The 25,182-nt window shown below is 46.0% G+C and carries 21 protein-coding genes and 1 tRNA gene; 17 read left to right on the forward strand and 5 right to left on the reverse strand.

From position 1 onward, the window contains the following. Positions 1 to 133 precede the first annotated feature (133 nt). Both J7623_RS27225 and J7623_RS27230 read left to right on the forward strand, forming a co-directional pair. Positions 134 to 207, forward strand: a tRNA-Cys gene (locus J7623_RS27225). Between the two features lie 405 nt (positions 208 to 612). Next, positions 613 to 1,098, forward strand: a complete 486-nt coding sequence (locus J7623_RS27230; protein WP_291926989.1) for a GNAT family N-acetyltransferase — start codon at positions 613 to 615, stop codon at positions 1,096 to 1,098. 114 nt (positions 1,099 to 1,212) lie between these two features. On the opposite strand, the gene J7623_RS27235 is transcribed toward J7623_RS27230, so the two are convergent. The 4 genes from J7623_RS27235 to J7623_RS27250 form a co-directional block, all read right to left on the reverse strand. Further along, positions 1,213 to 1,950, reverse strand: coding sequence for a DUF1080 domain-containing protein (locus J7623_RS27235; RefSeq protein WP_291926991.1), 738 nt, complete (start codon positions 1,948 to 1,950; stop codon positions 1,213 to 1,215). Between the two features lie 48 nt (positions 1,951 to 1,998). Then, positions 1,999 to 3,321, reverse strand: coding sequence for a Gfo/Idh/MocA family oxidoreductase (locus tag J7623_RS27240; protein WP_291926994.1), 1,323 nt, complete (start codon positions 3,319 to 3,321; stop codon positions 1,999 to 2,001). A 268-nt stretch (positions 3,322 to 3,589) separates the two neighbouring features. Further along, positions 3,590 to 5,095, reverse strand: coding sequence for a sigma 54-interacting transcriptional regulator (locus J7623_RS27245; RefSeq protein WP_291926996.1), 1,506 nt, complete (start codon positions 5,093 to 5,095; stop codon positions 3,590 to 3,592). Between the two features lie 106 nt (positions 5,096 to 5,201). Then, the gene (locus J7623_RS27250) at positions 5,202 to 6,296 is read right to left on the reverse strand and encodes a VWA domain-containing protein (RefSeq protein ID WP_291926999.1); all 1,095 of its coding nucleotides are present in this window, start codon (positions 6,294 to 6,296) and stop codon (positions 5,202 to 5,204) included. A gap of 226 nt (positions 6,297 to 6,522) precedes the next feature. Here J7623_RS27250 and J7623_RS27255 point away from each other — a divergent pair, with 226 nt between their 5' ends. Next, positions 6,523 to 7,368, forward strand: coding sequence for a sugar phosphate isomerase/epimerase (locus J7623_RS27255; RefSeq protein ID WP_291927002.1), 846 nt, complete (start codon positions 6,523 to 6,525; stop codon positions 7,366 to 7,368). Between the two features lie 317 nt (positions 7,369 to 7,685). Then, complete coding sequence (locus J7623_RS27260; protein WP_291927005.1) at positions 7,686 to 8,786, forward strand: gliding motility-associated C-terminal domain-containing protein; 1,101 nt, start codon at positions 7,686 to 7,688, stop codon at positions 8,784 to 8,786. Positions 8,787 to 8,847: 61 nt separating this feature from the next. Here J7623_RS27260 and J7623_RS27265 read toward each other — a convergent pair whose 3' ends face one another. Beyond that, complete coding sequence (locus J7623_RS27265; protein WP_291927008.1) at positions 8,848 to 9,585, reverse strand: HAMP domain-containing sensor histidine kinase; 738 nt, start codon at positions 9,583 to 9,585, stop codon at positions 8,848 to 8,850. Between the two features lie 398 nt (positions 9,586 to 9,983). On the opposite strand from J7623_RS27265, the gene J7623_RS27270 reads away from it, so the two are divergent. The 13 genes from J7623_RS27270 to J7623_RS27330 all read left to right on the forward strand — a co-directional run bounded on the left by J7623_RS27270 (position 9,984) and on the right by J7623_RS27330 (position 25,182). After that, positions 9,984 to 10,703 carry a response regulator transcription factor gene (locus tag J7623_RS27270; protein ID WP_291927011.1) on the forward strand — a complete coding sequence of 240 codons (720 nt, stop codon included), beginning with the start codon at positions 9,984 to 9,986 and terminating at the stop codon, positions 10,701 to 10,703. Positions 10,704 to 10,827: 124 nt separating this feature from the next. Next, complete coding sequence (locus J7623_RS27275) at positions 10,828 to 11,637, forward strand: polysaccharide biosynthesis/export family protein (protein WP_291927014.1); 810 nt, start codon at positions 10,828 to 10,830, stop codon at positions 11,635 to 11,637. A 3-nt stretch (positions 11,638 to 11,640) separates the two neighbouring features. Further along, entirely contained in the window at positions 11,641 to 13,992 is a 2,352-nt protein-coding gene (locus tag J7623_RS27280) for a polysaccharide biosynthesis tyrosine autokinase (protein ID WP_291927016.1), read from the forward strand. A gap of 98 nt (positions 13,993 to 14,090) precedes the next feature. Then, the gene (locus J7623_RS27285; RefSeq protein WP_291927019.1) at positions 14,091 to 14,597 is read left to right on the forward strand and encodes a transcription termination/antitermination NusG family protein; all 507 of its coding nucleotides are present in this window, start codon (positions 14,091 to 14,093) and stop codon (positions 14,595 to 14,597) included. 17 nt (positions 14,598 to 14,614) lie between these two features. Further along, positions 14,615 to 15,637 carry a sugar phosphate nucleotidyltransferase gene (locus J7623_RS27290; RefSeq protein WP_291927022.1) on the forward strand — a complete coding sequence of 341 codons (1,023 nt, stop codon included), beginning with the start codon at positions 14,615 to 14,617 and terminating at the stop codon, positions 15,635 to 15,637. A gap of 25 nt (positions 15,638 to 15,662) precedes the next feature. Continuing rightward, the gene (locus J7623_RS27295; protein WP_291927025.1) at positions 15,663 to 16,607 is read left to right on the forward strand and encodes a GDP-L-fucose synthase; all 945 of its coding nucleotides are present in this window, start codon (positions 15,663 to 15,665) and stop codon (positions 16,605 to 16,607) included. A 10-nt stretch (positions 16,608 to 16,617) separates the two neighbouring features. After that, positions 16,618 to 17,964 (forward strand): UDP-glucose/GDP-mannose dehydrogenase family protein, encoded by a 1,347-nt coding sequence (locus tag J7623_RS27300; protein ID WP_291927030.1) that lies wholly within the window; start codon positions 16,618 to 16,620, stop codon positions 17,962 to 17,964. Positions 17,965 to 17,998: 34 nt separating this feature from the next. Continuing rightward, entirely contained in the window at positions 17,999 to 19,096 is a 1,098-nt protein-coding gene (gmd, locus tag J7623_RS27305; RefSeq protein ID WP_291927033.1) for a GDP-mannose 4,6-dehydratase, read from the forward strand. 10 nt (positions 19,097 to 19,106) lie between these two features. Beyond that, positions 19,107 to 20,660: a hypothetical protein gene (locus J7623_RS27310; RefSeq protein WP_291927036.1), complete on the forward strand. Its 1,554-nt coding sequence runs from the start codon at positions 19,107 to 19,109 to the stop codon at positions 20,658 to 20,660. Between the two features lie 5 nt (positions 20,661 to 20,665). Then, positions 20,666 to 21,829 (forward strand): glycosyltransferase family 4 protein, encoded by a 1,164-nt coding sequence (locus J7623_RS27315; RefSeq protein ID WP_291927039.1) that lies wholly within the window; start codon positions 20,666 to 20,668, stop codon positions 21,827 to 21,829. Further along, entirely contained in the window at positions 21,813 to 23,078 is a 1,266-nt protein-coding gene (locus J7623_RS27320; protein WP_291927043.1) for an O-antigen ligase family protein, read from the forward strand. Before J7623_RS27315 ends, J7623_RS27320 begins: the two co-directional genes overlap by 17 nt. A 20-nt stretch (positions 23,079 to 23,098) precedes the next feature. After that, complete coding sequence (locus J7623_RS27325) at positions 23,099 to 24,259, forward strand: glycosyltransferase family 4 protein (RefSeq protein ID WP_291927046.1); 1,161 nt, start codon at positions 23,099 to 23,101, stop codon at positions 24,257 to 24,259. Continuing rightward, positions 24,256 to 25,182 (forward strand): polysaccharide pyruvyl transferase family protein, encoded by a 927-nt coding sequence (locus J7623_RS27330; RefSeq protein WP_291927049.1) that lies wholly within the window; start codon positions 24,256 to 24,258, stop codon positions 25,180 to 25,182. The genes J7623_RS27325 and J7623_RS27330 overlap by 4 nt, the downstream gene beginning before the upstream one ends.

Genomic DNA, 25,182 nt, shown 5'->3' on the forward strand with positions numbered 1-25,182 from the left:
TTATTATCAAAATATTTTTTAGATATTTTTTAAATAATATTTGGTGGTAATCAGAAATTCACTACTTTTGCAATCCCACAAAACGATGAAATGTACGCCAGTGGGGCAATCAGGCGAACATTTTAACACAAATGGTTCCGTGGCCGAGTGGCTAGGCAGAGGTCTGCAAAACCTCGTACAGCGGTTCGAATCCGCTCGGAACCTCCAAAGAAAAGAAAAAGCCGCGTATATCGCGGCTTTTCTTTTTTATCTCACCTCACAATTATCTTATCATTATTTGACAGAACGAGCTGTTGCGGTACATGCACTGCATATTTAAACCCTTACTGCCAGCAGGTTTCAGTGGTCTAAAATATTTATTCAGGAAGTGGTGAAAATGTGGATGTAAAAGGTTATATTGCATCCCCCGCATTAGGCAGGATGAATAAGCAGAAGGCATGACATTTATCAATGATATACTAATGCTATAGATCACAGCGTATGTAATTTTGATAATAAAGATATCTGGCAACAGGACTACTAAAAAGCCATGTTGTTTACAACTATCCAAGCAAAAGGCCTTCTGCATGCAGAAGGCTTTTTGCGTTTTATATACAATTAAAAGAAGTGGTTATGACAGAGATTATTAAAGTAACCGCCGAAGATTCCAAGCACCTGGACCAGGTGAAGCTGCTTTTTCGCGAATATGCCAATTGGTTAAATGTTGACCTAAGTTTTCAGCAATTTGAAGAAGAGCTGGCACACTTGCCAGGTGTATATGTACCTCCTACAGGTGCCTTGTTCCTGGCGCTGGTAGATGGAAAGATCGCCGGTTGTGTAGCAGTGAGATCATTCGACAACAGTATTGCAGAGATGAAACGTCTTTTTGTAAAGGACGCCTTTAAAGGACATGGTGTGGGGAAAGCCCTTGCCAGCGCCGCTATTGAAGAAAGTAAACGACTGGGGTATAAGCGTATTTTACTCGATACCCTGGCACATATGCGTTCTGCTATTGAGTTATATACTTCATTAGGCTTTCAGCCTATTGCGGCGTATTATGATAATCCTATCAGTGATGCCGTGTATTTATCACTCAATATTGAAGAAGCAACTGTGTGAGCATAAAGCATAAAGCTCAAAGCAAAAAGCTATTGAAGCGAATGATAAACGGGAATTTCCGCTAATATCATACGCACCAATAGCTTTTTGCTTTGAGCTTTATGCTTTCTGCTCTTAGAGTGTTCTGATCCAGATATTACGATAGCTCACCGGGTTGCCATGATCCTGTAGGGCAATAGATTTGGGGCCGTGCTTTACATAAGACGGTTTACCAATGTATTGTGTTTGTCCTGCCAGCTCCACATTATTTTGTACCAACACGCCATTTTGCAGCACTGTAGCGCGTGCCGGCGATTTCAGTGATCCATCTTCGTTAAAGCGGGGCGCTGTCCAGATCACATCATACGTTTGCCACTCGCCTGGTTTTTTGCAGGCATTTACCAATGGAATTTTTTGTTTGTAGAAGCTGCCGGCCTGGCCGTTGGAGTAAGTGCGGTTGTTGTAGTTATCCAATACCTGCAGTTCATAATATTCCTGCATGAAAATGCCGCTGTTGCCGCGTCCCTGGCTTTCGCCTTTTACTTCCGCAGGTGTGCGCCATTCGATGTGCAACTGGAAATCCTCGAATTGTTGTTTGGTTTTAATCATGCCGGTACCTTTTACAACGGTCATGAAATCGTTTTTTAGTTCCCATGGGGCCGGACCACCTTTTTCTGATTCCCAGCTGTCCAGGTTCTTACCGTTGAACAGGATGATGGCATCGGAAGGGGCTGTGAGCACTTCATTACCCGGGGTAATGACTTTGGGTACCGGCTCCCAAACCTCTGTGGCTTCGGGTTTCATCTGCTCACTTGTTTGTGCGGTTGCAGCCAGCGAGCATAAAGTGCAGGCAGATATAAATAGCGTACGCATGTGTTATTTTTGTTTTTCAGGTAGATAAAAAGGGCACTAATTTTTCGTTTATACGGTCACGTTAGGCAGTTTATAACCATTATGGTATTGGGCGGCCAGCAGTTTGTTGGCATCCTTGTCGGTGAAGGCGCCTTTGCCGGCATCCCAGTATATTTTTTTACCGGTGCGATACGCGATATTACCCATTTGCGCGGTAGTAGCTACCAGCGCGCCTACCTGTACAGGAGCGTGGAGATCGTCCAGTTTGCGGGACTTCACTACTTCCACAAAGTTGGTGGTATGCAGATCGAGGCCATTGTCGACGGATTTTTGCCTGGGCACAGCTTCCATCTTACCGTTTTCCGGGATCACTTCCCAGCCGCCGCGGTCCAGTACCAGGGTACCGTTGTTACCGATAAAGGCGATGCCATGGTCACGGCCATAAGGGCCTCCATCAATGCCGATGGCTTGTTCCCACTGGATGTTGTAGCCGTCGAATTCGTATACGGTGGTGAGGGTGTCTGGTGTTTCCGCAGCATCATCGGGGTAAGCGAATTTGCCGCCAGCTGCCATAATAGATTTGGGTGCAGTTGATTTCATGCCCAGTAATGCGTAATCGAGCAGGTGCACGCCCCAGTCGGTCATCAGGCCACCGGCATAGTCCCAGTACCAGCGGAAGTTAAAGTGAAAGCGGTTTTCGTTGAAAGGACGTTTGGTAGCGGGTCCCAGCCAGGAATCATAGTCTACGCCGGGAGGCGGTGTGCCATCGGGTTTTACAGGGATTGATTTCATCCAGCCCATATAGGCCCATGCTTTTACGAGGCGTACTTGTCCCAGTTTGCCGGAGTGTACAAATTCGATGGCATCTTTGAAATGTTGCTGGCTGCGTTGCCATTGCCCTACCTGTACCGCGCGGCTATGCCGTTGTTGCGCAGCCACCATGGAGCGGCATTCGATAATGGAGTTGCCCATGGGCTTTTCTACGTACACATCTTTTCCGGCAGAGCAGGCATCCGTCATCTGGAGGCAATGCCAGTGGTCGGGTGTACCAATGATGACTGCATCAATGTCTTTGTCTTCCAACAGCTTACGATAATCGCTGTAGGCTTTGACTTTGATACCCTTGCCGGCCAGTTCGTTTACGCGCTTATCGAGCACGTTTTTATCTACGTCACAAAGGGCCACGCATTGCGCCGCCGGATTTTTCAGCATGGCGGTTAAATCAGCCCAGCCCATGCCATTGATACCGATGGCTGCAATGTTCAAACGGTCGCTGGCAGCCACGGTGCGAAGTGGTAATGCCTGCAGGGAAGAAGGTAGGACAGATACCAGCCCTGCGCCGGCCATCAACGTGGAGGCCGATTTGATGAAGTTTCTACGGGAATTGTTCATGTAATAAAACGTGTTTGTGGAATTTTATAATTGTGCAATTGACACTTAAAGATACAAAATAGTAAAAAATAATAAGGATTTAAGCGGATTTTGTCCGGGTGGCCGGATTATACTGGTTAAACTGATTTTTATGTTGATTTTATAAGATTTAAAAAGATAAGGGAAGAAACATGCAGGAATCATCCGCACATATCTTCCCTCATCTTTTAAAAAAAATAGAAATCAGTTTAACCAGTATAATCCGGCCACCCAGGCGACATCCGCTGTATTATTCTTCTTCCGGTTCTTCTGCATCGCCGCCCAGGCTGAAGTTCATCATGGTCCCGAGCAGGTCACTGAAGCGCGTTTCATTCTCCACCACTTTTTTGCTGATGAGCGAGTAGGAGGACAGGCCATGGAGCACAAATTCCATGAGCAGCAGTGCTTCCTTGTTATTGGCTTTAGGGAAACGGGCTTTGATCAGTTCCCGCAGTCCTTCTACTTTGCTGAGGGTAGCTTCGTATTGTTTGTCGCTAACGTCTTGTAACAGTTGTACGGAGTTGCCTTTGTCGAACCACTGGATAACGCTACGGTAGGGGTTTTCAGCGGGTGCGCCCTGTTTCTTTTTCTTGAAAGAATCCGGGTTCGGGAAGTATAGGGCAAAGAGGGTACGAATGGCTTTGTCGAGCAGGTTATGTGCTACCTGCAGCGGGCCTTCCTGTTCGCCTTCATATACCAGTTCTATTTTACCGGTGATAGCCGGAATGATGGCCTGGAGGTCGGCGATACGTACCTGTGTCTCCTTTTCATTGTTGATGATGGCACGACGTTCTCCGGCGCTGACCGCGTTCTCATAGGCCGCAATCGTGAGGCGGGCAGACACGCCACTTTTTTTATCGACGTATTCGCTGCCACGGGCTTCGAAAGAAACCTGTTCGATCAGGCGTTTCACCATGTCGGTGATCTGTACTTTCTGGAGCTGATCGTCGTGTATATCGGCTTCCTGTTCTGTGATGAGCAGGGCGTTTTCGATGGTTTTCGGGTAGTGGGTGATGATCTGGCTCTCGATCCTGTCTTTCAGCGGTGTAACAATAGAGCCGCGGTTCGTATAGTCTTCCGGGTTAGCGGTAAATACAAACAGGATATCCAGTGGCATTCTCACTTTGAAGCCCCTGATCTGGATATCGCCTTCCTGGAGGATATTGAACAGGGATACCTGTATGCGTGCCTGCAGATCCGGGAGTTCGTTGATCACGAAAATACCGCGGTTAGAGCGGGGAATGATACCGAAGTGGATCACTCTTTCATCGGCGTAGCTGAGCTTCAGGTTGGCGGCTTTGATAGGATCAATATCGCCTACGAGGTCGGCTACAGATACGTCCGGGGTAGCGAGTTTTTCGCCGTACCGCGCGCTGCTATGGAGCCAGGTGATGGGTGTTTGATCACCTTTTTCCGCGATGAGGTCACGTGCGTAGCGTGACAATGGATTGAACGGATCATCATTTACCTCTGAGCCTTCCACTACCGGGATATATTCATCCAGCAGCTCGATCATCTGGCGGGCCATGCGTGTTTTCGCCTGACCACGGAGGCCAAGGAACAGGATGTTATGCCGGGAGAGCAGAGCTCTTTCTGTGTCCGGGATAACGGTGTCTTCATAACCGATGATGCCAGGGAAGGCGCTGTCTTTGTTTTTTAATTTTTTGATCAGGTTGCGCCTGATTTCTTCTTTTACTGATACTGTTTTATAGCCACTTTTTTTGAGTTCGCCTAATGTTTTTATGCTTGTATTCATCTTAAAAAATTACGAATTACAAATTACGAATTACGGATTGACGGGGAGATTCGGAAGAATGGTCTTAGCGTTTACCACTACATCCACCTGTCATTCCCGATTTTTGTTAATAGAATTTTCTTTTCCCGCTTTCGAAATCGCGGAAAAGAAACTGTCCGAGTTTGTCAGTACCGGAAAAGAAGGCTTTACCGTTATTGGTTTCTGTAAATTCCTGTACAAATTGCTGTAGCCAGGGATCTGAGGCTACCATAAAGGTGGTGATAGGTATTTTTAATTTTTTGCATTGTGCGGCCAGGTTAAGGGTACGGTTAAGTATTTTCCTGTCGAGGCCAAAGCTGTTTTTATAATATTGTGATCCTATTTTCAGGCAGGTGGGTTTGCCATCGGTGATCATAAATATTTGCTTGTTTGGATTGCGCCGGCGGCGGAGCAGGTCCATGGCCAATTCCAGGCCAGCTACGGTGTTGGTATGGAAAGGTCCTACCTGGAGATAGGGCAGATCTTTAATTTCTATCTGCCACGCATCGTTGCCAAATACGATGATGTCCAGTGTATCCTTTGGATAGCGCGTGGTGATGAGTTCTGCCAGCGCCATGGCTACCTTTTTAGCGGGTGTGATCCTGTCTTCCCCGTAAAGGATCATGGAGTGGGAGATATCGATCATCAGGGCGGTGGACGTTTGTGTTTTGAAGTCCGTTTCTTTTACTTCCAGGTCGTCCTGGCTGATGGAGAAACTGTCGATGCCGTGATTGATCTGCGCGTTACGGATGGAGGCGGTAATGTCGAGCTGATCTACGCCATCGCCGAATTCGAAGGGGCGTGTTTCTGCGTTGAGTTCATCGCCCATGCCGGATTTGCGGACATTATGATTCCCGGTGGCTGATTTTTTCAGTTTACCGAAAATTTCTTCCAGTGCATTTTTGCGGATGGTTTGTTCTGCTTTGGAAGTAATTTCTATGCCGCCGCTTTCCTCATTTTCGCGGATATAACCTTTGTCTTTCAGGTCTTGAATGAAGTCGCCGATCCCATACTCCTCGTTGGTCAGCTTATACTCGTTATCCAGTTCAGTAAGCCATTGCAGGGCTTCTGATACGTCTCCGCTGGTGTAAGTAAGGAGTTGGGTAAAAAGGTCCAGTAGTTTCTGGAAAGGTGGCTTCTTGTTGTCGTCCGGGTTGAACCTGGTGAATTGTATTCCTCTCATAGCTCTTCTTCTGATTTAAATTTACCACTTTTTTTTGAGCAGAAAGCATAAAGCAGAAAGCAAAAAGCTATTGAAGCGAATGATTGAAGCGGATATTTAGTGACTTATTCGCTCTTTTCAGTCGTTTCAATAGCTTTTTGCTTTCTGCTTTATGCTTTCTGCTCAAAAAATGTTCTTGCATTTTATCTTGAAAGCAACTACTTTCAATCATCAAAAAAAAATTCATATGAAAAAACTGAAAAATGCATTGATGCTGGCAGGCGGATTGGCAGTTGCATTATTTGCAAATTCCGTGGCTGGTCAGGCAAGGGCAGATGCAATAGGCTGGAAACTGGGAGCACAGGCCTGGACCTTCAATCATTTTACATTAGCAGAAGCGCTGGATAAGATGGATAGCTGCGGCATCCAGTATGTAGAAGCATTTCCCGGCCAAACCATTGGCGGTGGCATTGAAGGTAAATTTGATTACCATATGTCGCCTGATCAGCAGGAAAAAGTAAAAGCGCTGTTTAAACGCAAGCATAAGGTGTTGGTAGCATTTGGCGTAGTAGTACCTGAATCTGCTGCAGAATGGCGTATGCTTTTCGATTTCGCGAACAGGATGGGTATTCAGAGCATCACCTCTGAGCCTAAAGAAGAGGACCTGGACCTGATTTCTTCCCTGTGTGATCAATACCAGATCAAACTGGCGATTCATGATCACCCAAAACCAAGTCATTACTGGAACCCGGACATCGTGCTGGCGGCTATTAAAGGCAGAAGCAAACTGATGGGCGCTTGCGCTGATATCGGTCACTGGGTACGCTCAGGACTGGATCCGGTTGAATGTATCAAGAAACTGGACGGTCATATTGTGAGCCTGCATTTCAAAGATCTGAACAATAAATCACCTGAATCTCATGATGTAGTTTGGGGCAATGGTGTTTGTCAGATGCCTAAAGTGCTGGAAACATTGAAAGCGCAGAAATTCAAAGGATTATTTTCTGCTGAATACGAATACAACTGGGATTACAATGTGCCAGAAGTTAAAGCCAGTGCGGCTTTCTGGAGAACAATGGTTTCCAACCTGTAGTCAGATAAATCATTTATGGTCCGGAGATGGCGGTTTACCGCTATCTCCGGATTTTTTTTGCCCCGCAGGAGGCGGGGTTGTCTTTTCCAGGATTATACTGATTTTGGGAGATGATATGGTAGTATAATATTATGAGGAGATGATGGTGGAGGAGTGGACCTGCGGAGGTATATATCTCCCGAAGGGGAAATAATAACCGTGATGATGGGGAAATATATTTTCCAGGTAAACAGAAATACGGAGGGAATACAAACTACTTATATGAGTATATGCCACCACTTTTATAACCGGTAATTTTACTGCAGTAAATATGACGAATGTTTTCAGAACCGGGTATTATTTACGGAATGTTATGCTGCTGGCTATTTTTAAGCTTCTCCGTCCGGGTAGAGGCGCAGCATATACCTCTCCGGAATCCTTCGCTGGAAGGACCTGCAGGTAAAGGTATATTGCCCGATCCCTGGTATGTGGCTGCCGGTACACCGGATACACAGCCCGGTGTTTTTGGAATAAAGTTGTTGCCATCGGCGGGAAAAAGTTACGTGGGGTTGCACAGCGGCAAAGGGTTCCTGGAGGGTATCGGGCAGGAGTTGCCGTTGGCCATGAGTGCGCATATGGACTATGTGTTGAGTTTCGACCTGGCGTACACTTCTTATTACCTGTACCCGGCCTGCTATGGCAACCTGGCTATTTACGGCGGCAATGCGCCGGGAGATACCGCTGAACTTTTGTGGTCGTCGGGGAACTTTACGCATGAAAGCTGGGAGCGTTACGATGCAGTGCTCCGGCCCTCCGGCGCCTACCGCTATCTTTCATTTATAGCCTATCCCACTACGCCCTGTAATAAAAGTCAGTATGGTATTGCCTTGCTGATAGATAATTTATCGGCGCTGGATCGCCTGGAATTGCCGGTTGTAACTGCCGTTGCACAGCCTTGCAGTTGCGGGGAAGTGACGGATGGCAGCATTACAGCACATGTTACCGGGGGAGTATCACCTTTTCAGTATCGGTTAGATAATGGGAGATGGCAGGCGGATAGTGTATTTACTGCATTGGCGGCAGGGCAACATTTTGTTGAGATACAGGATAGCCATCGTTTTACGGCGAGGGTTATGGCTAAAGTGGAATCGCCCTGGAAAAATTGCCTGGTAGTAATGCCTACTGCTTTTAGCCCTAATAATGATGGACAGAATGATGTGTTCCGGCCAAAAGTATATGATGCTATTCACGACTACCGGTTACGGGTATACGACCGGTGGGGGCAACTGATTTTTTCCGGTGCCGTACCGGAAAACGGCTGGGACGGGACTTTTAAAGGAAGCCCCGCAGCAGTACAAGCTTATGTATACATCTGCACGTATACAGATAGCCGGCAGCAGTCACATGTTTTAAAGGGTACAGTAATGTTATTGCGGTAAAAGAGCTATTGATTTGGGTTAAAACGTATTGAGGGGAGCGGGCTTTGTGGCGGTATAATGATCAGGGTTGTGTATTGCGTGCATAAGGAAACGTAACAGTAAAAACCGATCCTTCTTTTCCACTGCTGACAGTGATAGTGCCGTTATTGGCGGTAACAAAGGATTTCACAATTGCCAGCCCCAGTCCGGTACCTTCCCTGTTGCCAACATTTCCTGCCCGGAAAAAAGGAGTGAATAAAAAGCGTATATCCTTCTCCGGTATACCGATACCATTGTCTTTTACTTTGAGGCGTAGTTGATCTTTCCCATAATGGAGGCTTAGTAACGGGCCGGGACCAGAGGAGTATTTGAATGCATTGCTGATAAGGTTGGTCAGGATGCCGGCAAGTTGGGTCCTGTCTATGTTTACCGGTTGGGGACGACCGGAAATTTTTATCCGCAGCTGACGTTTATCTGTTCGTTTGTGGAAGTATTGCTGCCGGATCATTTTGGCAAACGTGCCTACGTCTGTTCCTTCCGGCTGGCTGACAGGATTACCTGCTACCATGCTTCCTGTGGTGAGTATGTCATCCACCATATTGCTGAGCACCATGATTTCTTCTTTGATGCGGGAAATATTCCTTTCATAGAATGGTAACATAATTTCATCGAGTTGCATTTTTGTTTCCAGTAATTCTATTGAAGAAGAAATGGCAGTAATGGGAGTTTTGAATTCATGCGTAGCCATAGAAATGTATGCTGTTTTCATTTCCATCAGAGATGTTTGGCTGACTGCATGCCTGTTGATATGTTTCGGCATACGGGTATTTTTGGTTGAACAGATATGGTTTTTATTTCAAAGGATATGGGTTGACAGGACAGATATGGTTACGTACACAATATAGCGAAGTTTTTACAAATAATATATTGTATTATTTATTATATGTTTTGATAATCTTTTGAAACTATTTGTAGTATTGTATTTGAGTTAGTTTTATAAAAATTAAATGAATAATTATACTTCATATGGAATGTATAAATGTAAATATATAATTATTTATAAATTGTTGTTTTGAGATACTAAATCCTATATATTATGTATAAATAAATGAAAATCAAATTAATAATATTTTTTACTATCTCTCTATTTCTTTTCCCGCTATATTTACTTATCAGATATTTTATTGTACCATATCAACTGAAAACCCTCCCTTTTGTATGATTAACATTGGAATCATTGAAGACAACCATTTTCTATTAAACAATTACCGTGAGTTCCTCGAAGATTTCCAGGAATGTAAAGTAGTATTTGCCTGTAAATCGATAGAGGAATTTATAGACCTGCCGGTAGTTTACCCGGATGTAGAAGTAGTCCTGCTGGACATCACTTTGCCCGGTATTTCAGGTATTAATGGTATACAGGAAGTAAAACGGCTTTATCCCGAGACAAAGGTGATTGTATTATCAGGACATGACAGCAAACAGTATATTATTGAAGCGATTAAAAAAGGCGCCAGCGGTTATATTATTAAGACCAGCCGTTTGAGTGATATCTACCAGTCTGTTATGGACACTGTGCAAAGCGGCGCCGCCCTATCTCCCAAAGCAGCGCACCTGCTCATCAGCCATCTGAATAAAGATCCATTGGAAAGTATTAAAGATAAACTGACCCCACGGGAGTACGAATGTGTTACGCTGCTGAAGGAGGGTTACTCATATAAGGAAATGGCAGAGCAGTTGTTTGTTACGGTATTTACTGTGAACCAGCATTTGAAAAAAGTGTATCAGAAGCTGAATGTTTCCACTAAATCAGAGTTGATTTCAAAAATTTTATCAAATAATTTATTCACTGCTCTCTTTTTTGCAACAATGCCTTCTTTTTTCTCAGATTTTAATTTTATTGATATGTTCCCTGATTTTGTGGCTGACCTACTTTAATGAGTAACAGGAAATGAAGGAATCCCCGAATTTATACTATAGTAAGTAATTGAAAGCAAGAGTTAACTGAACTAATATTGTATGGAGACGTAAGGACAGTGTAAGTGATGATGTAAAACGCCATATGATGATATTGAAAACCTGCTTAACCTGGATAGGATGGGGATTGCTATGCTTCAGTTGTTTGTTTACTTCCTGTGTGTCAACCAAAAATGCTGTTTATTTCAGTGATGTAAAAGACACAATATTATCACCCGTTGATGGCAATTTTGAGCCAAGGATACAGAAGAATGATATACTGCAGATTAATGTAAGCAGTCTTAACCCGGAGGATGTAATAATTTATAACGTATCCAATATGATTTCTGCTTCCGGAGCAGGAGGCGCCAATGCCGGAGCAGGTGCCATGCTGGGAGGCTTCCTGGTAGATGAACAGGGATACATTCAATACCCGGTAATAGGACCGGTAAAAGTAACCGGTCTTACAAAAAAAGCACTCACTGTTTATCTCCACGATCAATTAATAGAACGTAAACTGCTGGTAGATCCGGTAGTCAGTATACGCTTTCTGAATTACCGGGTAACGATCCTGGGAGAAGTTAGTAAACCAACGGTAGTAAACGTTACCAACGAAAAAATATCAGCACTTGAAGCATTGGGAATGGCGGGAGATATAACGGTATTCGGTAAACGAAATAATGTCTTGTTAATCCGGGAAGTAGACGGGCAGCGGATTATACGCCGTATTGATCTGAACGACAAGCGTATTCTTAATTCTCCCTATTATTTTTTGCAATCCAATGATATACTATATGTGGAACCTAACAGATCAAAGATAGCTACTGCTGACCGTTCCAGGCAAATACTGCCTATTGTACTCAGCAGCTTGTCCTTACTCGTTATTATCCTGGACCGTTTAGTTATTAATAAGTAGTGTATGCAAAAAGTAAACGGAAATAAGACCCAACAAGGTGAAACGCCATTGAGTGTACTTACACTCATCCGTTCCCGCTACCTGCCTTACTGGCCTGTGTTTGCAGTGGCTGTGGCAGTTGCGGTAGCAGGAGCTTTCCTTTATCTTCGCTATGCTACCCCATTGTATAAGATTTCCGGTGTGCTGCTGGTACAGGAAGCCACTAATGGCCTTGCTGCCAGCGATATGCTGCAGTCGCTCGACCTGATGGGTGGCGGTAAAACCGTCATGGAAAATGAAATCGAAATACTGAAATCGCGTACCCTAACGAAAGCGGTTATACGAAATCTTAATCTCTATGGAGAAGTAATAGAAAAAGGGAAGATCAGGGATGTGGTACTGTATAAAGATAGCCCGCTGAAATTTGTTTTCCTGGAACCGGACGCCATACAAATGGCAGCAACAGGCATGTGGCCATTTACTTACAATGCTGCCACCAGGCAGGTATTCATAGATGGAAAACGTTACCCGGTAGGCGATACCCTGCAAACCCGCTGGGGGAAATTAGTGATAAAACCGCAGGGCAAACACCCGGATACCACTGCCAGTTACACCCTGCACCTGATGACTGAAAAGCAATGGATGCAACTACTGCTGGCCACCATGAAAATTATGCCTGCTGCCAAAGCCGGCAGCGTAGTAGACCTGGAATATACAGATGCTGCACCGGAAAGAGGAGAAGATATTGTGAATGAACTGATCAGTGTTTATAATAAAGCGGCCGTGGAAGATAAGAACCGGACTTCTACCAACACCATGAACTTTGTGGAAGAACGCCTGCGTATTGTGAGTGCGGAACTGGAGCGGGCAGAAACACAGGTAGAACGCTTTAAAACAGCGGAAGGCATTGTAGATATCAGCGAGCAAAGTAAACTGTTCCTGGCCAGCGTACAGGAAAACGACCGGAAAATCAGTGAAGCCAATATGCAGTTATCCGTATTGGATGCCATTGAAAAATATGTTACCAGTCAGAACCCCGGTGGAAACATTGTACCCGGCACGCTTGGTCTTTCTGACCCGGTATTGCTGGAACTGGTAACGAAATTATCAGAAACGGAATTACAGCTGGAACGGCTTCGTAAAACAACCGGCGAAAACAGCCCACTGCTGGCCAGTTTAACCCGGCAGATGGATCGGTTGAAACCAGCCATCACCGAAAATATCGGAAGCTTACGAGCCAACCTGCAGGCAGGTATGGCAAGATTACAAACGGAGAACAGCCGTAATATGGGTATCATCCGTAGTGTACCGGGCAAGGAAAAAGCCTTGCTGGAAGTAAGCAGGCAGCAGGTGATCAAGAATAACATTTACACCTTTCTGTTAGAGAAGCGGGAAGAAACTGCGTTGGCTTATGCTGCTGCGGTATCAGACAGCCGGATAGTAGATGCTGCAGAATCTGCCGCTTATCCTTTCAGTCCGCAGAAGCCGATGGTATTGGGCATCTCCGTGCTGGCCGCCCTGGCGCTTGTAGCCGGATTTGTTTCCGTGAAAGATATGATGAACCGGGAAGTGATGTTCCGTGCGGATATTGAGAAAGTGACGAATGCGCCTATTGCAGCTGAAATAATGTATCATGAAGGGAAAGATCCGCTGGTGATGATTAACAACAGCAGAACTGCGGTGGCAGAACAATTCAGAGCATTAAGAACTTCGTTATCCTACATTGGCCTGAATGGCGACCGCAAAACGTTACTGGTCACATCGTCCATTTCAGGAGAGGGGAAAAGTTTTATATCAATGAACCTGGCGGTGAGCCTTTCCCTCGCCAAAAAGAAAGTAGTACTGCTGGAATTTGATCTGCGAAAACCAATGATCAGTAAAATGCTGGATATGCGTACAGATCCCGGCATCAGTAACTACCTGGTAGGTAAGGCATCTTTACAGGACATCCTGCGAAAGGTGGGAGACAATGACTTTTTATATCTCCTGTCTGCCGGTGTAATGCCTCCTAATCCCAGCGAGCTTATTTTGAATGGTCAGCTGGAACATTTGCTGCATCAACTCAAAGAACGTTTTGATTATATCATTATTGACTCTGCCCCGGTAGGCCTGGTAACAGATGCCAGGTTAATCGCTCCTTTCTGTGATGCTACGCTGTACGTGGTGCGCCATCAACGTACACCCAAAAATTACCTGAAACTGGTGGAGGAGTTGTATCAGAACAGGGAGCTGGGAAAACTGAATATTGTTTTTAACGGTATAAAACGACAAGGGGTAGCTGGATACGGATATGGTTCCGGATACGGTGACATTAACGGATACGGCTACACGGAAGTCACAAAGAAACCCGGGTTATTCAAACGCGGTGTAAAGTAATAACAACCCTTTTTTATTTGATATTCGGGCGAAGCTATGCCCGTCCTGCCTTCATAAATTCTACACAAAACTATCCGATCACCTTAAAACCGGCTCCTATGTTTAATGAACAACCATCAGCCTGGTATGTGGCTTATACCCGGCCTAAATGCGAAAAAAAAGTAGCAGACCTGTTTACGCGCAAAAAAGTGGAACACTACCATCCTGTAAAACAGTTGGTGCGCGCCCGTAAAATTATACAGGAACCACTTTTTCCTTCTTATGTATTTGTACACATTCCTGAAAGCAGAAGTTGGGTGGTGCGGGAAACGGATAATGTTGTTAACCTGGTACACTGGTTGGGTTCACCAGCGGTGATACCCGATCATGAAATTGCGTTGATCCGGCGTTTCCTGAGTGATTATGAAGAGGTGGCGGTAGAACCGTTTCCTATCAAGGCTGGCGAAGAAAGAACACAGGTGGGTGGAGGCAAAATTATAGAGATGAGCAGGAACCGTGTAAAAGTGGAACTCAGCAGTTTAGGATGTATGCTGGTAGCCAAAGTACCGTCAAGAGAAATAACAGTGATAACAGGCAGCAGGGCCGTAAACGGAGATCATTACTAAATAAAACAATCAACCTTATGATGCAGCATATTATTCTTTGCGGCGGCTCCGGTACGCGGTTATGGCCTTTGTCCAATCAGCAAACGCCCAAACAGTTATTAACCCTGTTTGATGGTTATAGTCTCCTGCAACTGGCTTTCCGGCGTAACAGGTTTGCCTGTAATAAAGTGATGGCGATTGTTAATGAGCAGCAGGCAGAAATTGTAGCAGAACAATTAACGCAGGCGGGGGCAGACTCACCGGTATGCCTGGCAGAACCTGTGGGCCGTAATACCGCAGCAGCCATTGCGCTGGCGGCATTTGTGGCCGATCCTGAAACTATTTTATTAATCACGCCTGCAGATCATCTTATCGGTACGCCGGATCGATATGCCATGGCCATAGAAACTGCGGGTATCCTGGCTGCCAGCAATCATATTGTTACGTTGGGACTGGTGCCCACTTACCCGGAAACAGGATTCGGTTACATCAGTTATTCCGGCCATGATGTGCTGCATTTTGTGGAAAAGCCGGATCGCCCGGTAGCAGAAGCCATGTTGGCAGCGGGCGGCTTCCTCTGGAACAGCGGCATCTTTTGCAGCAAAGCCCGTGTAATGCTGCAGGAATTACAAAAGCATGCACCCGCCATTTACGAAGCGGCGGCTATTGCCGCGGAAGAATGGAAAAACACAGGGACACTCTCCCGCGAAACCATGGAAGCTATTCCATCAGATAGCATTGACTATGCGGTACTGGAAAAAAGCAACATTGTAAAAGTGGTGCCTACGAAAATGGACTGGAGTGATGTAGGCAGCTACGAAGCCCTGGCAGACGCCCTTTCCCATCATTATCAGTACCGGAACCACCAGGCGGTATTTATTGAAAGTGATCCGCACAATAACATGGTGATTGGAAAAGATAAACTGGTGGCACTGGTTGGCGTGGAGAACATGGTAGTAGTAAATACTGCCAGTGCGTTGCTGATCATGCAACGTGGAAGGGGGCAGGATATTAAACAATTGCATCAGTGGGTAAGGGAAAACCGCCCGGAGTTACTCTAAACAGCAACATTTATAATCAACATGTATGGAAGCAAATGATCCGATTTATATAGCTGGCCACCGGGGAATGGTAGGCAGCGCCATTAAAAGGAGGCTGGAGCTACTGGGTTACCAGCATATTATTACACGTAATTCCGGTAGTCTTGACTTGCGTAAGCAGGCGGAAGTAGATGATTTTTTTGCTGCTGAAAAGCCAGCCTACGTATTCCTGGCTGCAGCCAAAGTAGGAGGGATTCATGCCAATAATACCTACCGGGCGGAATTTTTATATGATAACCTGATGATAGCCGCCAATGTAATACATGCGGCGTGGAAACATGGGGTAACCAAATTGCAATTCCTGGGTAGTTCGTGTATCTATCCCCGTATGGCGCCCCAACCGATCAAAGAAAGTTTTTTACTTACCGGCTTACTGGAGCAAACCAATGAACCTTATGCCATCGCTAAAATTGCCGGCATCAAATTATGCGAGGCTTATCGCGACCAGTATGGCTGCAATTTTATCAGTGTGATGCCCACCAATCTTTTTGGCATAGGAGACAACTATCATCCTGAAAATGCGCATGTATTGCCCGCACTGATCCGTCGCTTTCATGAAGCCAAAGTAAATAACAAACCATCGGTAACAGTATGGGGAACGGGAACGCCTAAACGTGAATTTCTCTTTGCAGATGACCTGGCAGATGCCTGCGTTTACCTGATGCAACATTATAATGAAAAGGAACCGGTAAACATCGGCATAGGAGAAGACCTGACCATAAAACAACTGGCCGAATATATTAAAGAGGTGGTTTGCTATGAAGGGGAATTGATCTTCGATGCGTCCAAGCCGGATGGTACTCCCCGCAAGCTTATGGATGTATCACGCCTGCACCGCCTGGGATGGAAACATAGCATCAGCCTGAAAGAAGGGCTGGTGATGGCTTACAGGGACTTCCTGCAGCAGGATCAGTTTAAGTTACAATCTTAAATCCAATGGTATGAAAGTAGTGATTGTAGGTACCGGGTATGTTGGTTTAGTAACCGGCGCCTGTTTGGCAGAAGTAGGAACAGACGTGATCTGTGCAGATGTAGATGCCGGAAAAATTGCGCGTCTGCAAAGGGGAGAGCTGCCTATTTATGAACCAGGCTTGCAGGAAATCGTGATGCGTAATCAGCAAAGCGGGCGCCTGTCATTTACTACAGATCTGGCGAGCGCTTTGCCTGGTGCAGAAGTGGTATTTATAGCGGTAGGAACTCCTCCTGGCGAAGATGGAAGCGCTGACCTGCAATACGTATTACAGGTGGCCTACCAGGTAGGCGCGCTGATGACCAATTACCTGGTAGTGGTCACCAAAAGCACGGTGCCGGTGGGTACCGCCGTTAGGGTGAACAGGGCTGTTAAGGAGAGTTTATCGGCACGGCAGCTGATCATAGATTACGATATAGCTTCCAACCCTGAGTTTTTGAAAGAAGGTGCAGCGGTAAATGATTTCCTGAAACCTGATCGTATAGTTGTTGGCGTTAACACTGCCCGGGCGCGTCAAACGCTGGAGCAATTGTACCGTCCTTTTTTGCTCAACGGCCATCCCATTTTATTTATGGACATCGCCTCTGCTGAAATGACCAAGTATGCTGCCAATGCCATGCTGGCGACCAGGATTTCCTATATGAATGATATCGCCAATTTGTGCGGGCTGGTAGGTGCTGATATTAACCAGGTGCGTAAAGGAATTGGCAGTGATCCACGCATCGGCAAGCATTTTCTTTATCCCGGTATGGGCTACGGCGGGTCCTGTTTCCCGAAGGATGTAAAGGCACTCGTGCAAACCGGCCGGGAATATGGCTACCAGCTACGCATCCTGGATGCCGTGGAAGCGGTAAATGAAGACCAGAAGAAAGTATTATTCGGGAAAGTGCTTCGTCACTTTGACGGAGACCTTAAAGATAAAAAGTTTACCGTATGGGGTTTATCGTTCAAGCCTAATACGGATGATATGCGGGAAGCGCCGTCCCTGGTGCTGATCCGCTGCCTGCTGGACGCCGGCGCCACGGTTAGTGTATACGATCCCGTTGCTATGAAAGAGGCATTGCCCTACCTGGGAAGTAGTGTCACTTTTGCAGATGATATGTATAGCGCCGCGGAAAATGCGGCTGCCATACTATTGGTAACAGAATGGAATACGTTCCGGATGCCGGATTGGCAACGCCTGCACGGGTTGTTGCAAACACCTTTACTTTTTGACGGCAGGAATATCTATGACGACGTGCAACTGGTTAAACAAGGATTTACTTACTACGGCATTGGCAACGCCGCAGCTACCACCGTCAACGCCCTGATGCAGTAACATTTTATTTTTTATCACTAAAAATAGCGATCGTATGAAAGTAGCCCTGATAACAGGTATTACCGGCCAGGATGGCGCTTATCTGGCAGAATTACTGCTGAGTAAGGGATATATGGTACATGGTGTTAAACGCCGTGCTTCTTTAATCAATACAGAGCGTATTGATCATTTGTACCAGGATATGCATAGTGAGAATATTCGTTTCCGGTTGCATTACGGCGATATGACCGATAGCACCAACCTGATCCGCATTATACAGGAAACGCAGCCGGATGAAATTTATAACCTGGCGGCAATGAGTCATGTACGGGTGAGCTTTGATACACCCGAATACACCGCCAATGCAGATGGTATTGGTACGCTGCGCCTGCTGGAAGCTTTGCGTATCCTGAAACTGGAAAAGAAAACCCGTATTTACCAGGCCAGTACTTCTGAATTGTATGGGTTGGTACAGGAAGTGCCACAAAAGGAAACCACCCCTTTCTATCCCCGTAGTCCGTATGCGGTAGCTAAGTTATATGCTTACTGGATCACTGTGAACTACCGGGAAGCTTATGGTATGTATGCCTGCAACGGCATCCTGTTTAATCATGAAAGCCCGTTACGCGGCGAAACTTTTGTAACCCGTAAGATTACGAGGGGCGCTGCGGCCATCGCTTTAGGGCTGCAGGACAAATTATACCTGGGTAACCTGGATGCGCAGCGCGATTGGGGCCACGCGAAAGATTATGTGGAAGCGATGTGGCGGATTCTGCAACAGGATCAACCGGATGATTATGTAATTGCTACCGGTATTACCACTACGGTACGTGAATTTGTTCGCATGTCATTTGCTGAACTGGGTATCACTGTTACCTTCCAGGGAACAGGTGTAGAAGAAACCGGTGTGGTAACCGCCTGCGCCAATGAAGTATATGCGTTGCCGTTAGGTAAGGAAGTGGTGGCCATTGATCCCCGGTATTTCCGCCCTACTGAGGTAGAACTGCTCATCGGCGATCCTACCAAATCTAAAACGGTACTGGGCTGGGAGCCCGCCTATGATTTACCGGCGCTGGTAAAAGAGATGATGGCCAGTGACGTGGAATTGTTTGCCAAAAAAGAAGTAACGCAACTGGAACACTTAATCGGATAATTTAACAAAGATGCAGGTAGCAAACAGGGTGATATTGAATACAGGCGCGCTCTACGGACGGATGCTCATTACCGTTTTTATTTCGTTGTACGCCACCCGGCTGGTATTGAACCTACTGGGGGCAGCAGATTATGGGTTGTTTAACCTGATCAGCGGCGTTATTGCCATGCTATCGTTTTTGAATATCGCGATGACCATCAGCACGCAACGGTATATGTCTTTTCACCTGGGTACAAAAGACAGCAACAAGCTGAAGATGGTATTCAACTCCAGTGTGCTGCTGCATTTTATACTGGGCCTGGCGCTTGTTGTTTTATTCGAAGTAGCCGGCAGCTACCTGTTTGATCATGTATTGAATTATCCTGCGGATCGTACAATGGCGGCCAAACTTATCTTCCAGTTCATGGTGGTCAGTGCTTTTTTTACGATCATTTCTGTACCCTACGATGCTACACTCATTGCACAGGAAAACATGGTGATGGTTGCTATACTGGGCGTGGTGGAGTCGCTGGGAAAACTGCTGATTGCAGTGATGCTGCAATATACGGCCTACGATAAACTCATTGTATACGGCGGGTTGATGGCGTTGCTAACAGTATTACTGCTGCTTTTTAAACAAGTATACTGCGCCATGAAATACGAAGAGGCCAGGATCCGGCTTCGCAGCTACTTCGACCGGCATTTGCTCAAAGAGATGTTTGCTTATGCTGGCTGGAATATGTTTGGAGCCGGCAGCGTAGTGGCCCGTAACCAGGGGATTGCACTTTTGTTGAACGTGTTTTTTGGCACTATTGTCAATGCGGCCTATGGTATTGCCAACCAGGTGAATGCCCAATTGAGTTATTTCTCTGTCACCATGCTGAGGGCGTTAAATCCGCAGATCATTAAGAGTGAGGGGAGTGGCGACCGGGCAAGAATGTTGCGCCTGGCCATGATTGCCAGCAAATTCTCTTTTTTCCTGCTGAGCTTTTTCGCCATCCCTATGATGATTGAAATGCCTTTTGTGCTGCAATGCTGGTTGAAGCAGGTACCTGCTTACACGGTCATGATGTGCCGCCTGATCATCATTGCTACGCTCATCAACCAATTATCTGCCGGTATACAGGTAGCCGTGCAGTCGGTTGGCAAAATTAAAAAGTACCAGGTGGTGGTAAGCACGATGGTGCTGCTTAACCTGCCGCTTGCATGGCTATTGCTCAAGGCAGGCTATCCGGCTGCCACGGTGCTGGTCAGCGCCATTGGCATTGAGGTGGCAAGTGGCATTTACCGCATGTTAGCAGCCAAGGCAATTACGGGGTTATCACCGGTGCTGTTCACGAAGCAAGTCATTGTAAAGGCCGTGACGCCCGTGATATTATCAACGGCGTTTGCAGGTTTACCACAGCTATTTCTGCCGGAAGGATTTATACGCCTGGGCGTTACTACTTTAACAGGTATGCTGGCCATGGCCATATGGATACGGCTGATCGGGTTAACACCGGATGAAACCGCAAAAATGGGACAATTATTCAACCGGATCTTTTCAAAACTACAGGCTGGATTGATAGTACTAAAAGCGAACTAACGTATATGTATATACTCTTCTTCACAGACATATCTCCTTTTCCGCAGAACGGGGGAGAACGGATCAGGAGCTACTACCTGATTAAAGCCTTATCGCAACTGGGGTATGAGGTAATTGCCCTGGTAAGGAACGTGGAAAAGGTGAACCTGGAGCAATACCATCTCCCTCATGTTACTTTTTATACTTATGAAGCAAAACCTTACGACCTGGTCACACGCATTACCGGCAAGCAGTATTTTCAGCGTTCACGCGAGGTGATAAATATGTTTGAAGAATTATGCCGGGAATACCCGATATCCGCTGCTATACTGGATTATGGTTATGTAGGGCATTATATTTCTTTTTTCAGTAACAGGAATATACCGGTGATACTGGGTACACATAATGCGCAGCCTATGATCACCTGGCAGTTGCCATCCAATAACCTGCTGGATAAAGTGCGCAAACTGCAATTGTTTGGCATGGAGAAACTGCATGAACGCCTTTATTTTAAAAAGGCTGCTGCCGTTTTAGTAGTGAGTGACGATGATCACGTGTACCATACCCGCTTCCTGGATAAACAGAAAGTTTTTACGGTACCTAATTTCCTGGATCAGAAAGACTACCACCTGTTCGGCAAAAAGCAGCAACGGGTATTGGTGATGACGGCTAACTTCGGCGTATATATGAATTTCGCCGGGCTGAAATGGTTTATAGAAAATGTATGGGATGAAGAGTTGGCGGGCAAGTACGACCTGTGGCTGGTAGGCAGGGGATCTAAGGAAGCCCTGAAGCGTATTACAGGTAAAGACGAATACCAGAACATCGTTGCTTTTGGAAAAGTAGATGACGTGAAATGGTATATCTCCGTAGCCAGCGCTGTTATTATCCCGTTGGTGCATGGCAGTGGTACCCGGTTAAAATGCCTGGAGGCGATGGCGTTGAGAACACCGATTATCAGCACCGCAAAAGGAGTAGAAGGTGTGAAAAGCAAACATTTCATCGTAGCAGATGAACCGGCGGCTTTTAAGCAATCACTGCTCAGCTTTGACAGTGATACAGATAAAGGCGACCGGTTACAGGAAGATTTTCAGGCGGAATACAGCCTGGAAGTAAACCGGCAACGCCTGCAACGGATTGTTAACTACGCTGTGCGCGGTAAAATGCCTGCCTATGTTCAACCGGCTTAAAATAGCGACATATACTTTGCTGAGTGGCGTGAATATGGCACTGGTAGGACAGCTCAAGCTGAATGAGATCATCGTGATCCTGTCTGCGCCATTTGTATTTGATGTACGCGATTTCAAAAATTATCCATTGTTCCGGAAGATCATTATTGCCCTGTCGGCATTATTTATTTTCCAGGTGATCACTGATCTGTTTGTTGTAAAAAGCACTTCTGAAAATTTTCTGCGGGGATGGGCAGCGATTATTATGTCTATCCTGTCTTTTCTCTTTTTGTTTAAAACCTTGAAAGATGATAAGGTAATTTTCTTCTTTCTCTGTATGACCCTTATTAAAAATATTATCTGGACAGATGACAATGCGGACACAGATATGTCGTACTTCAAGTTTAAGATGGTGCCTATTTTGTCGTATGGGGTATACATCCTGTCCTTTTTATTATATCGTAGCGGGCAGTGGAAATTAGTGGTAGCGTTACTGTTAGGATACTGCCTGCTTTGTTTTGCACGCGATTCGCGGTCCACCGGCATGGTATTTTTTATTGGAGCCATCATCATATACTGCTTCAACAGTGGCATGTACCTGACCCGCGATCGTTTACTGGTGTTTGGATTAGCCGGCGCCATCTTATTCCAGTTTGCTTATGTGACTTATGTAAATGGGGTATTGAATCATGAAATAGGTGGAGAGCATGCTTCAGAACAGGTAGACCGCCTCGATAACCCATATAACCCGCTGGAATTATTGATGACGGGAAGGGGCGAAACATTTGCAGCGCTTGCAGCCATTAGCGATGCACCGTTGTTTGGTCATGGTTCATGGGCCAAAGATGATAACCTGAAATACTACCGTATCCTGTTGTTATACCAGAATGAGGAGATGAACGAACAACTGGCAGTTTCAACGGATCACCTGATTCCCAGTCATTCTATACTGCTGGGCGCTTGGGTAAACTGTGGCGTCGGAGGTTTTGTAGCGGTACTGGTGGTATTTATTTTACTGCTCAGAATGGGTTTTTACCTGGTAAGACATGCCGCAGATACCGCGTTGTATCCTGTACTGGTACTTATGACAATAGGAGTGATCTGGACATTCCTTTTTTCCCCGATACAGCAGTTACGGTTTAACATACCGGGGATAGGCGCTATCCTGCTAAGGGCTTATTATGAATGTGTGCAGGAAAAAGCCGGAGAGGACGACCTGATTCCTGTAAACGACGCTACGGCTTTCATTTCTCCCGAAGGGAAAATATAAATGGTTAAAAAACAGCAGCTATGAAAATATGTTTCATCACACTTGGCGATATTAAATTCATTGCCACCATGAAAAGGGCCATCGGAATGGCTGATCCGCTGTTAGCAATGGGGTGGGAAGTAGCCATCATCGTGCAGGACAGCGAAGAGAACAGGAAACGTATTGCCATGGAGTGCAGTGAAGCGGTGAAAATATATTACTACCCCGAAGGAACCGCCGCTGAGGAAGTACGGGCAAAAACGGCATTGGTGAACCAGATTGCACCAGATTATATTTTGTTTTGCTCCTTTAGTTTCCGCAATCGCATTCTGAAAAATAAACTGAAGCTAAAACCCACGATCCTTATTGAACACTCAGAATTGCCATCTGGTATTCCGGACAACCGGGGCCTGCGTAAAATTGCTATGCTGGCCCTGGAATACTGGTCTGTATTGTATGCAGATGGTTTGTTATGTGCCAGTAGGTATCTCTGTAAAACTTATGCGAAAAGAGCAGCGCAATTATTCCGTAAGCAATTGCCGGTGCTTTATTCGCCTTATGCATTTAACCAGGAGGTGATGGAATCGCCCCGCATCCGTTTTAAAGAACTGGAAGAAACCTACCGCGGGCAAACCCTGCTTATTTATATGGGTACCATGACGCGCAACTATGGCCTGTTTACCATGTTGCAGGCGATGGAGATGATCAGTATGGAACGTAAAGATGTCACCTTGTTGTTATTGGGACAAGGACGGCATCTGGCTGAAGCAAAAGATTTCGTCAAAGAAAAAAAGCTGGACTCCCAGGTGCAATTCCTGGGATATACTGCGGAAGAAGAACTGAGTTCTTATTTCGCTGCAGCCACTGCTTTTATTTCTCCATTGAACGATACGGTGCAGGACTGGGCGCGATGTCCCAGTAAGATCTACATGTACATACCGTTTAATAAACCGGTGTTTACCTGCCGCATTGGAGAACCATTGGAAATATTTGGAGAGCAGGGATATTATTTCGACAATACTGCGCCGTCTTCACTGGCGGCATTGATTAGCCGGCTGGCAGCCGGGAAACTGGCGCCGGCAGCCCTGGATAAGAGCGCGCACAGCTGGACCAAACGGGCGGCTGATCTGACAGAATGGGCCGGCAACCATTACGATGCGAAGGTATTACATATTGCTAACCTGAAAATGAAGGCACTGTGAACTATGTATATTATAAAGATCCGAAAGGTAATTTCGGCGATGACCTGAACGGATGGCTATGGCCCAGATTATTTGGAGAGGGCAGCATAACAGATCCGGAAGTATTCCTGGGCATAGGCTCTATTCTGTTTGATGGCTCGCCGTTATTTCGCGACCTGTCAGACAAACGGAAGATTGTATTTGGTACAGGTGTAAGACCTGCCCACAAAACCTTTCACCTGGATAATAGCTGGGATATCCGTTTCCTGCGGGGACCTTTGTCTGCCTACGCTTTCAATAACCAGTTTCCCTATGTGGCAGATGCTGCCTACGCGATCCGTCAACTGCCTGAATTTGACAAATTGCTGTCGGTGAAAAAAAAGTATAAGGTGAGTGTCATCCCTTATTTTAAATCAGTGCCTTTCTTCAATTGGGAGAGTCTCTGTTACAGGTTGGGTTTCAACTATATTTCGCCGAGGTCGGAGAAAGGGGTGGAGCATACCTTACAGGAAATCGCGGCATCACAGTTTGTTATTGCGGAGGCGATGCATGGCGCTATACTGGCCGATGCCCTGCGGGTGCCCTGGCACCGGTTGGTATTGTCTACCCCGCATACCGAAGGCAGTGGTGTATCTGAATTTAAGTGGATGGATTGGCAGGCCGCCATTCATCTATATAACATCAATGCCACCGCTGTGAAGTTATACCGCAAATCATTTTTGCATCAGAAAATAAAATCACTCTCTGGTAACCGTATCAGCGCTGAATTCCTGGCGCCGGATATCGTTAAAGCAGACTTGTTGAAAACGCTGCAGGGCATTACTGAATTTTATTTGTCAGAAGAAGATGTGATACGGCGTATCGACAATAAGATCTACGACCAGGCTTTCCTGCTGCGCAAAGAGAAAAGCCTGGATACTTCATCCTTCATCTCAACACATTAA

Source organism: Chitinophaga sp. (assembly GCF_017745275.1).
GTDB lineage: Bacteria > Bacteroidota > Bacteroidia > Chitinophagales > Chitinophagaceae > Chitinophaga.

What these genes read in the sequence shown, in the direction of transcription:
- J7623_RS27230 (WP_291926989.1), top strand. Translation starts at nt 613, where the DNA reads ATGACAGAGATTATTAAAGTAACCGCCGAAGATTCCAAGCACCTGGAC.
- J7623_RS27235 (WP_291926991.1), bottom strand. Translation starts at nt 1,950, where the DNA reads ATGCGTACGCTATTTATATCTGCCTGCACTTTATGCTCGCTGGCTGCA.
- J7623_RS27240 (WP_291926994.1), bottom strand. Translation starts at nt 3,321, where the DNA reads ATGAACAATTCCCGTAGAAACTTCATCAAATCGGCCTCCACGTTGATG.
- J7623_RS27245 (WP_291926996.1), bottom strand. Translation starts at nt 5,095, where the DNA reads ATGAATACAAGCATAAAAACATTAGGCGAACTCAAAAAAAGTGGCTAT.
- J7623_RS27250 (WP_291926999.1), bottom strand. Translation starts at nt 6,296, where the DNA reads ATGAGAGGAATACAATTCACCAGGTTCAACCCGGACGACAACAAGAAG.
- J7623_RS27255 (WP_291927002.1), top strand. Translation starts at nt 6,523, where the DNA reads ATGAAAAAACTGAAAAATGCATTGATGCTGGCAGGCGGATTGGCAGTT.
- J7623_RS27260 (WP_291927005.1), top strand. Translation starts at nt 7,686, where the DNA reads ATGTTTTCAGAACCGGGTATTATTTACGGAATGTTATGCTGCTGGCTA.
- J7623_RS27265 (WP_291927008.1), bottom strand. Translation starts at nt 9,585, where the DNA reads ATGCCGAAACATATCAACAGGCATGCAGTCAGCCAAACATCTCTGATG.
- J7623_RS27270 (WP_291927011.1), top strand. Translation starts at nt 9,984, where the DNA reads ATGATTAACATTGGAATCATTGAAGACAACCATTTTCTATTAAACAAT.
- J7623_RS27275 (WP_291927014.1), top strand. Translation starts at nt 10,828, where the DNA reads ATGATGATATTGAAAACCTGCTTAACCTGGATAGGATGGGGATTGCTA.
- J7623_RS27280 (WP_291927016.1), top strand. Translation starts at nt 11,641, where the DNA reads ATGCAAAAAGTAAACGGAAATAAGACCCAACAAGGTGAAACGCCATTG.
- J7623_RS27285 (WP_291927019.1), top strand. Translation starts at nt 14,091, where the DNA reads ATGTTTAATGAACAACCATCAGCCTGGTATGTGGCTTATACCCGGCCT.
- J7623_RS27290 (WP_291927022.1), top strand. Translation starts at nt 14,615, where the DNA reads ATGATGCAGCATATTATTCTTTGCGGCGGCTCCGGTACGCGGTTATGG.
- J7623_RS27295 (WP_291927025.1), top strand. Translation starts at nt 15,663, where the DNA reads ATGGAAGCAAATGATCCGATTTATATAGCTGGCCACCGGGGAATGGTA.
- J7623_RS27300 (WP_291927030.1), top strand. Translation starts at nt 16,618, where the DNA reads ATGAAAGTAGTGATTGTAGGTACCGGGTATGTTGGTTTAGTAACCGGC.
- gmd (WP_291927033.1), top strand. Translation starts at nt 17,999, where the DNA reads ATGAAAGTAGCCCTGATAACAGGTATTACCGGCCAGGATGGCGCTTAT.
- J7623_RS27310 (WP_291927036.1), top strand. Translation starts at nt 19,107, where the DNA reads ATGCAGGTAGCAAACAGGGTGATATTGAATACAGGCGCGCTCTACGGA.
- J7623_RS27315 (WP_291927039.1), top strand. Translation starts at nt 20,666, where the DNA reads ATGTATATACTCTTCTTCACAGACATATCTCCTTTTCCGCAGAACGGG.
- J7623_RS27320 (WP_291927043.1), top strand. Translation starts at nt 21,813, where the DNA reads ATGTTCAACCGGCTTAAAATAGCGACATATACTTTGCTGAGTGGCGTG.
- J7623_RS27325 (WP_291927046.1), top strand. Translation starts at nt 23,099, where the DNA reads ATGAAAATATGTTTCATCACACTTGGCGATATTAAATTCATTGCCACC.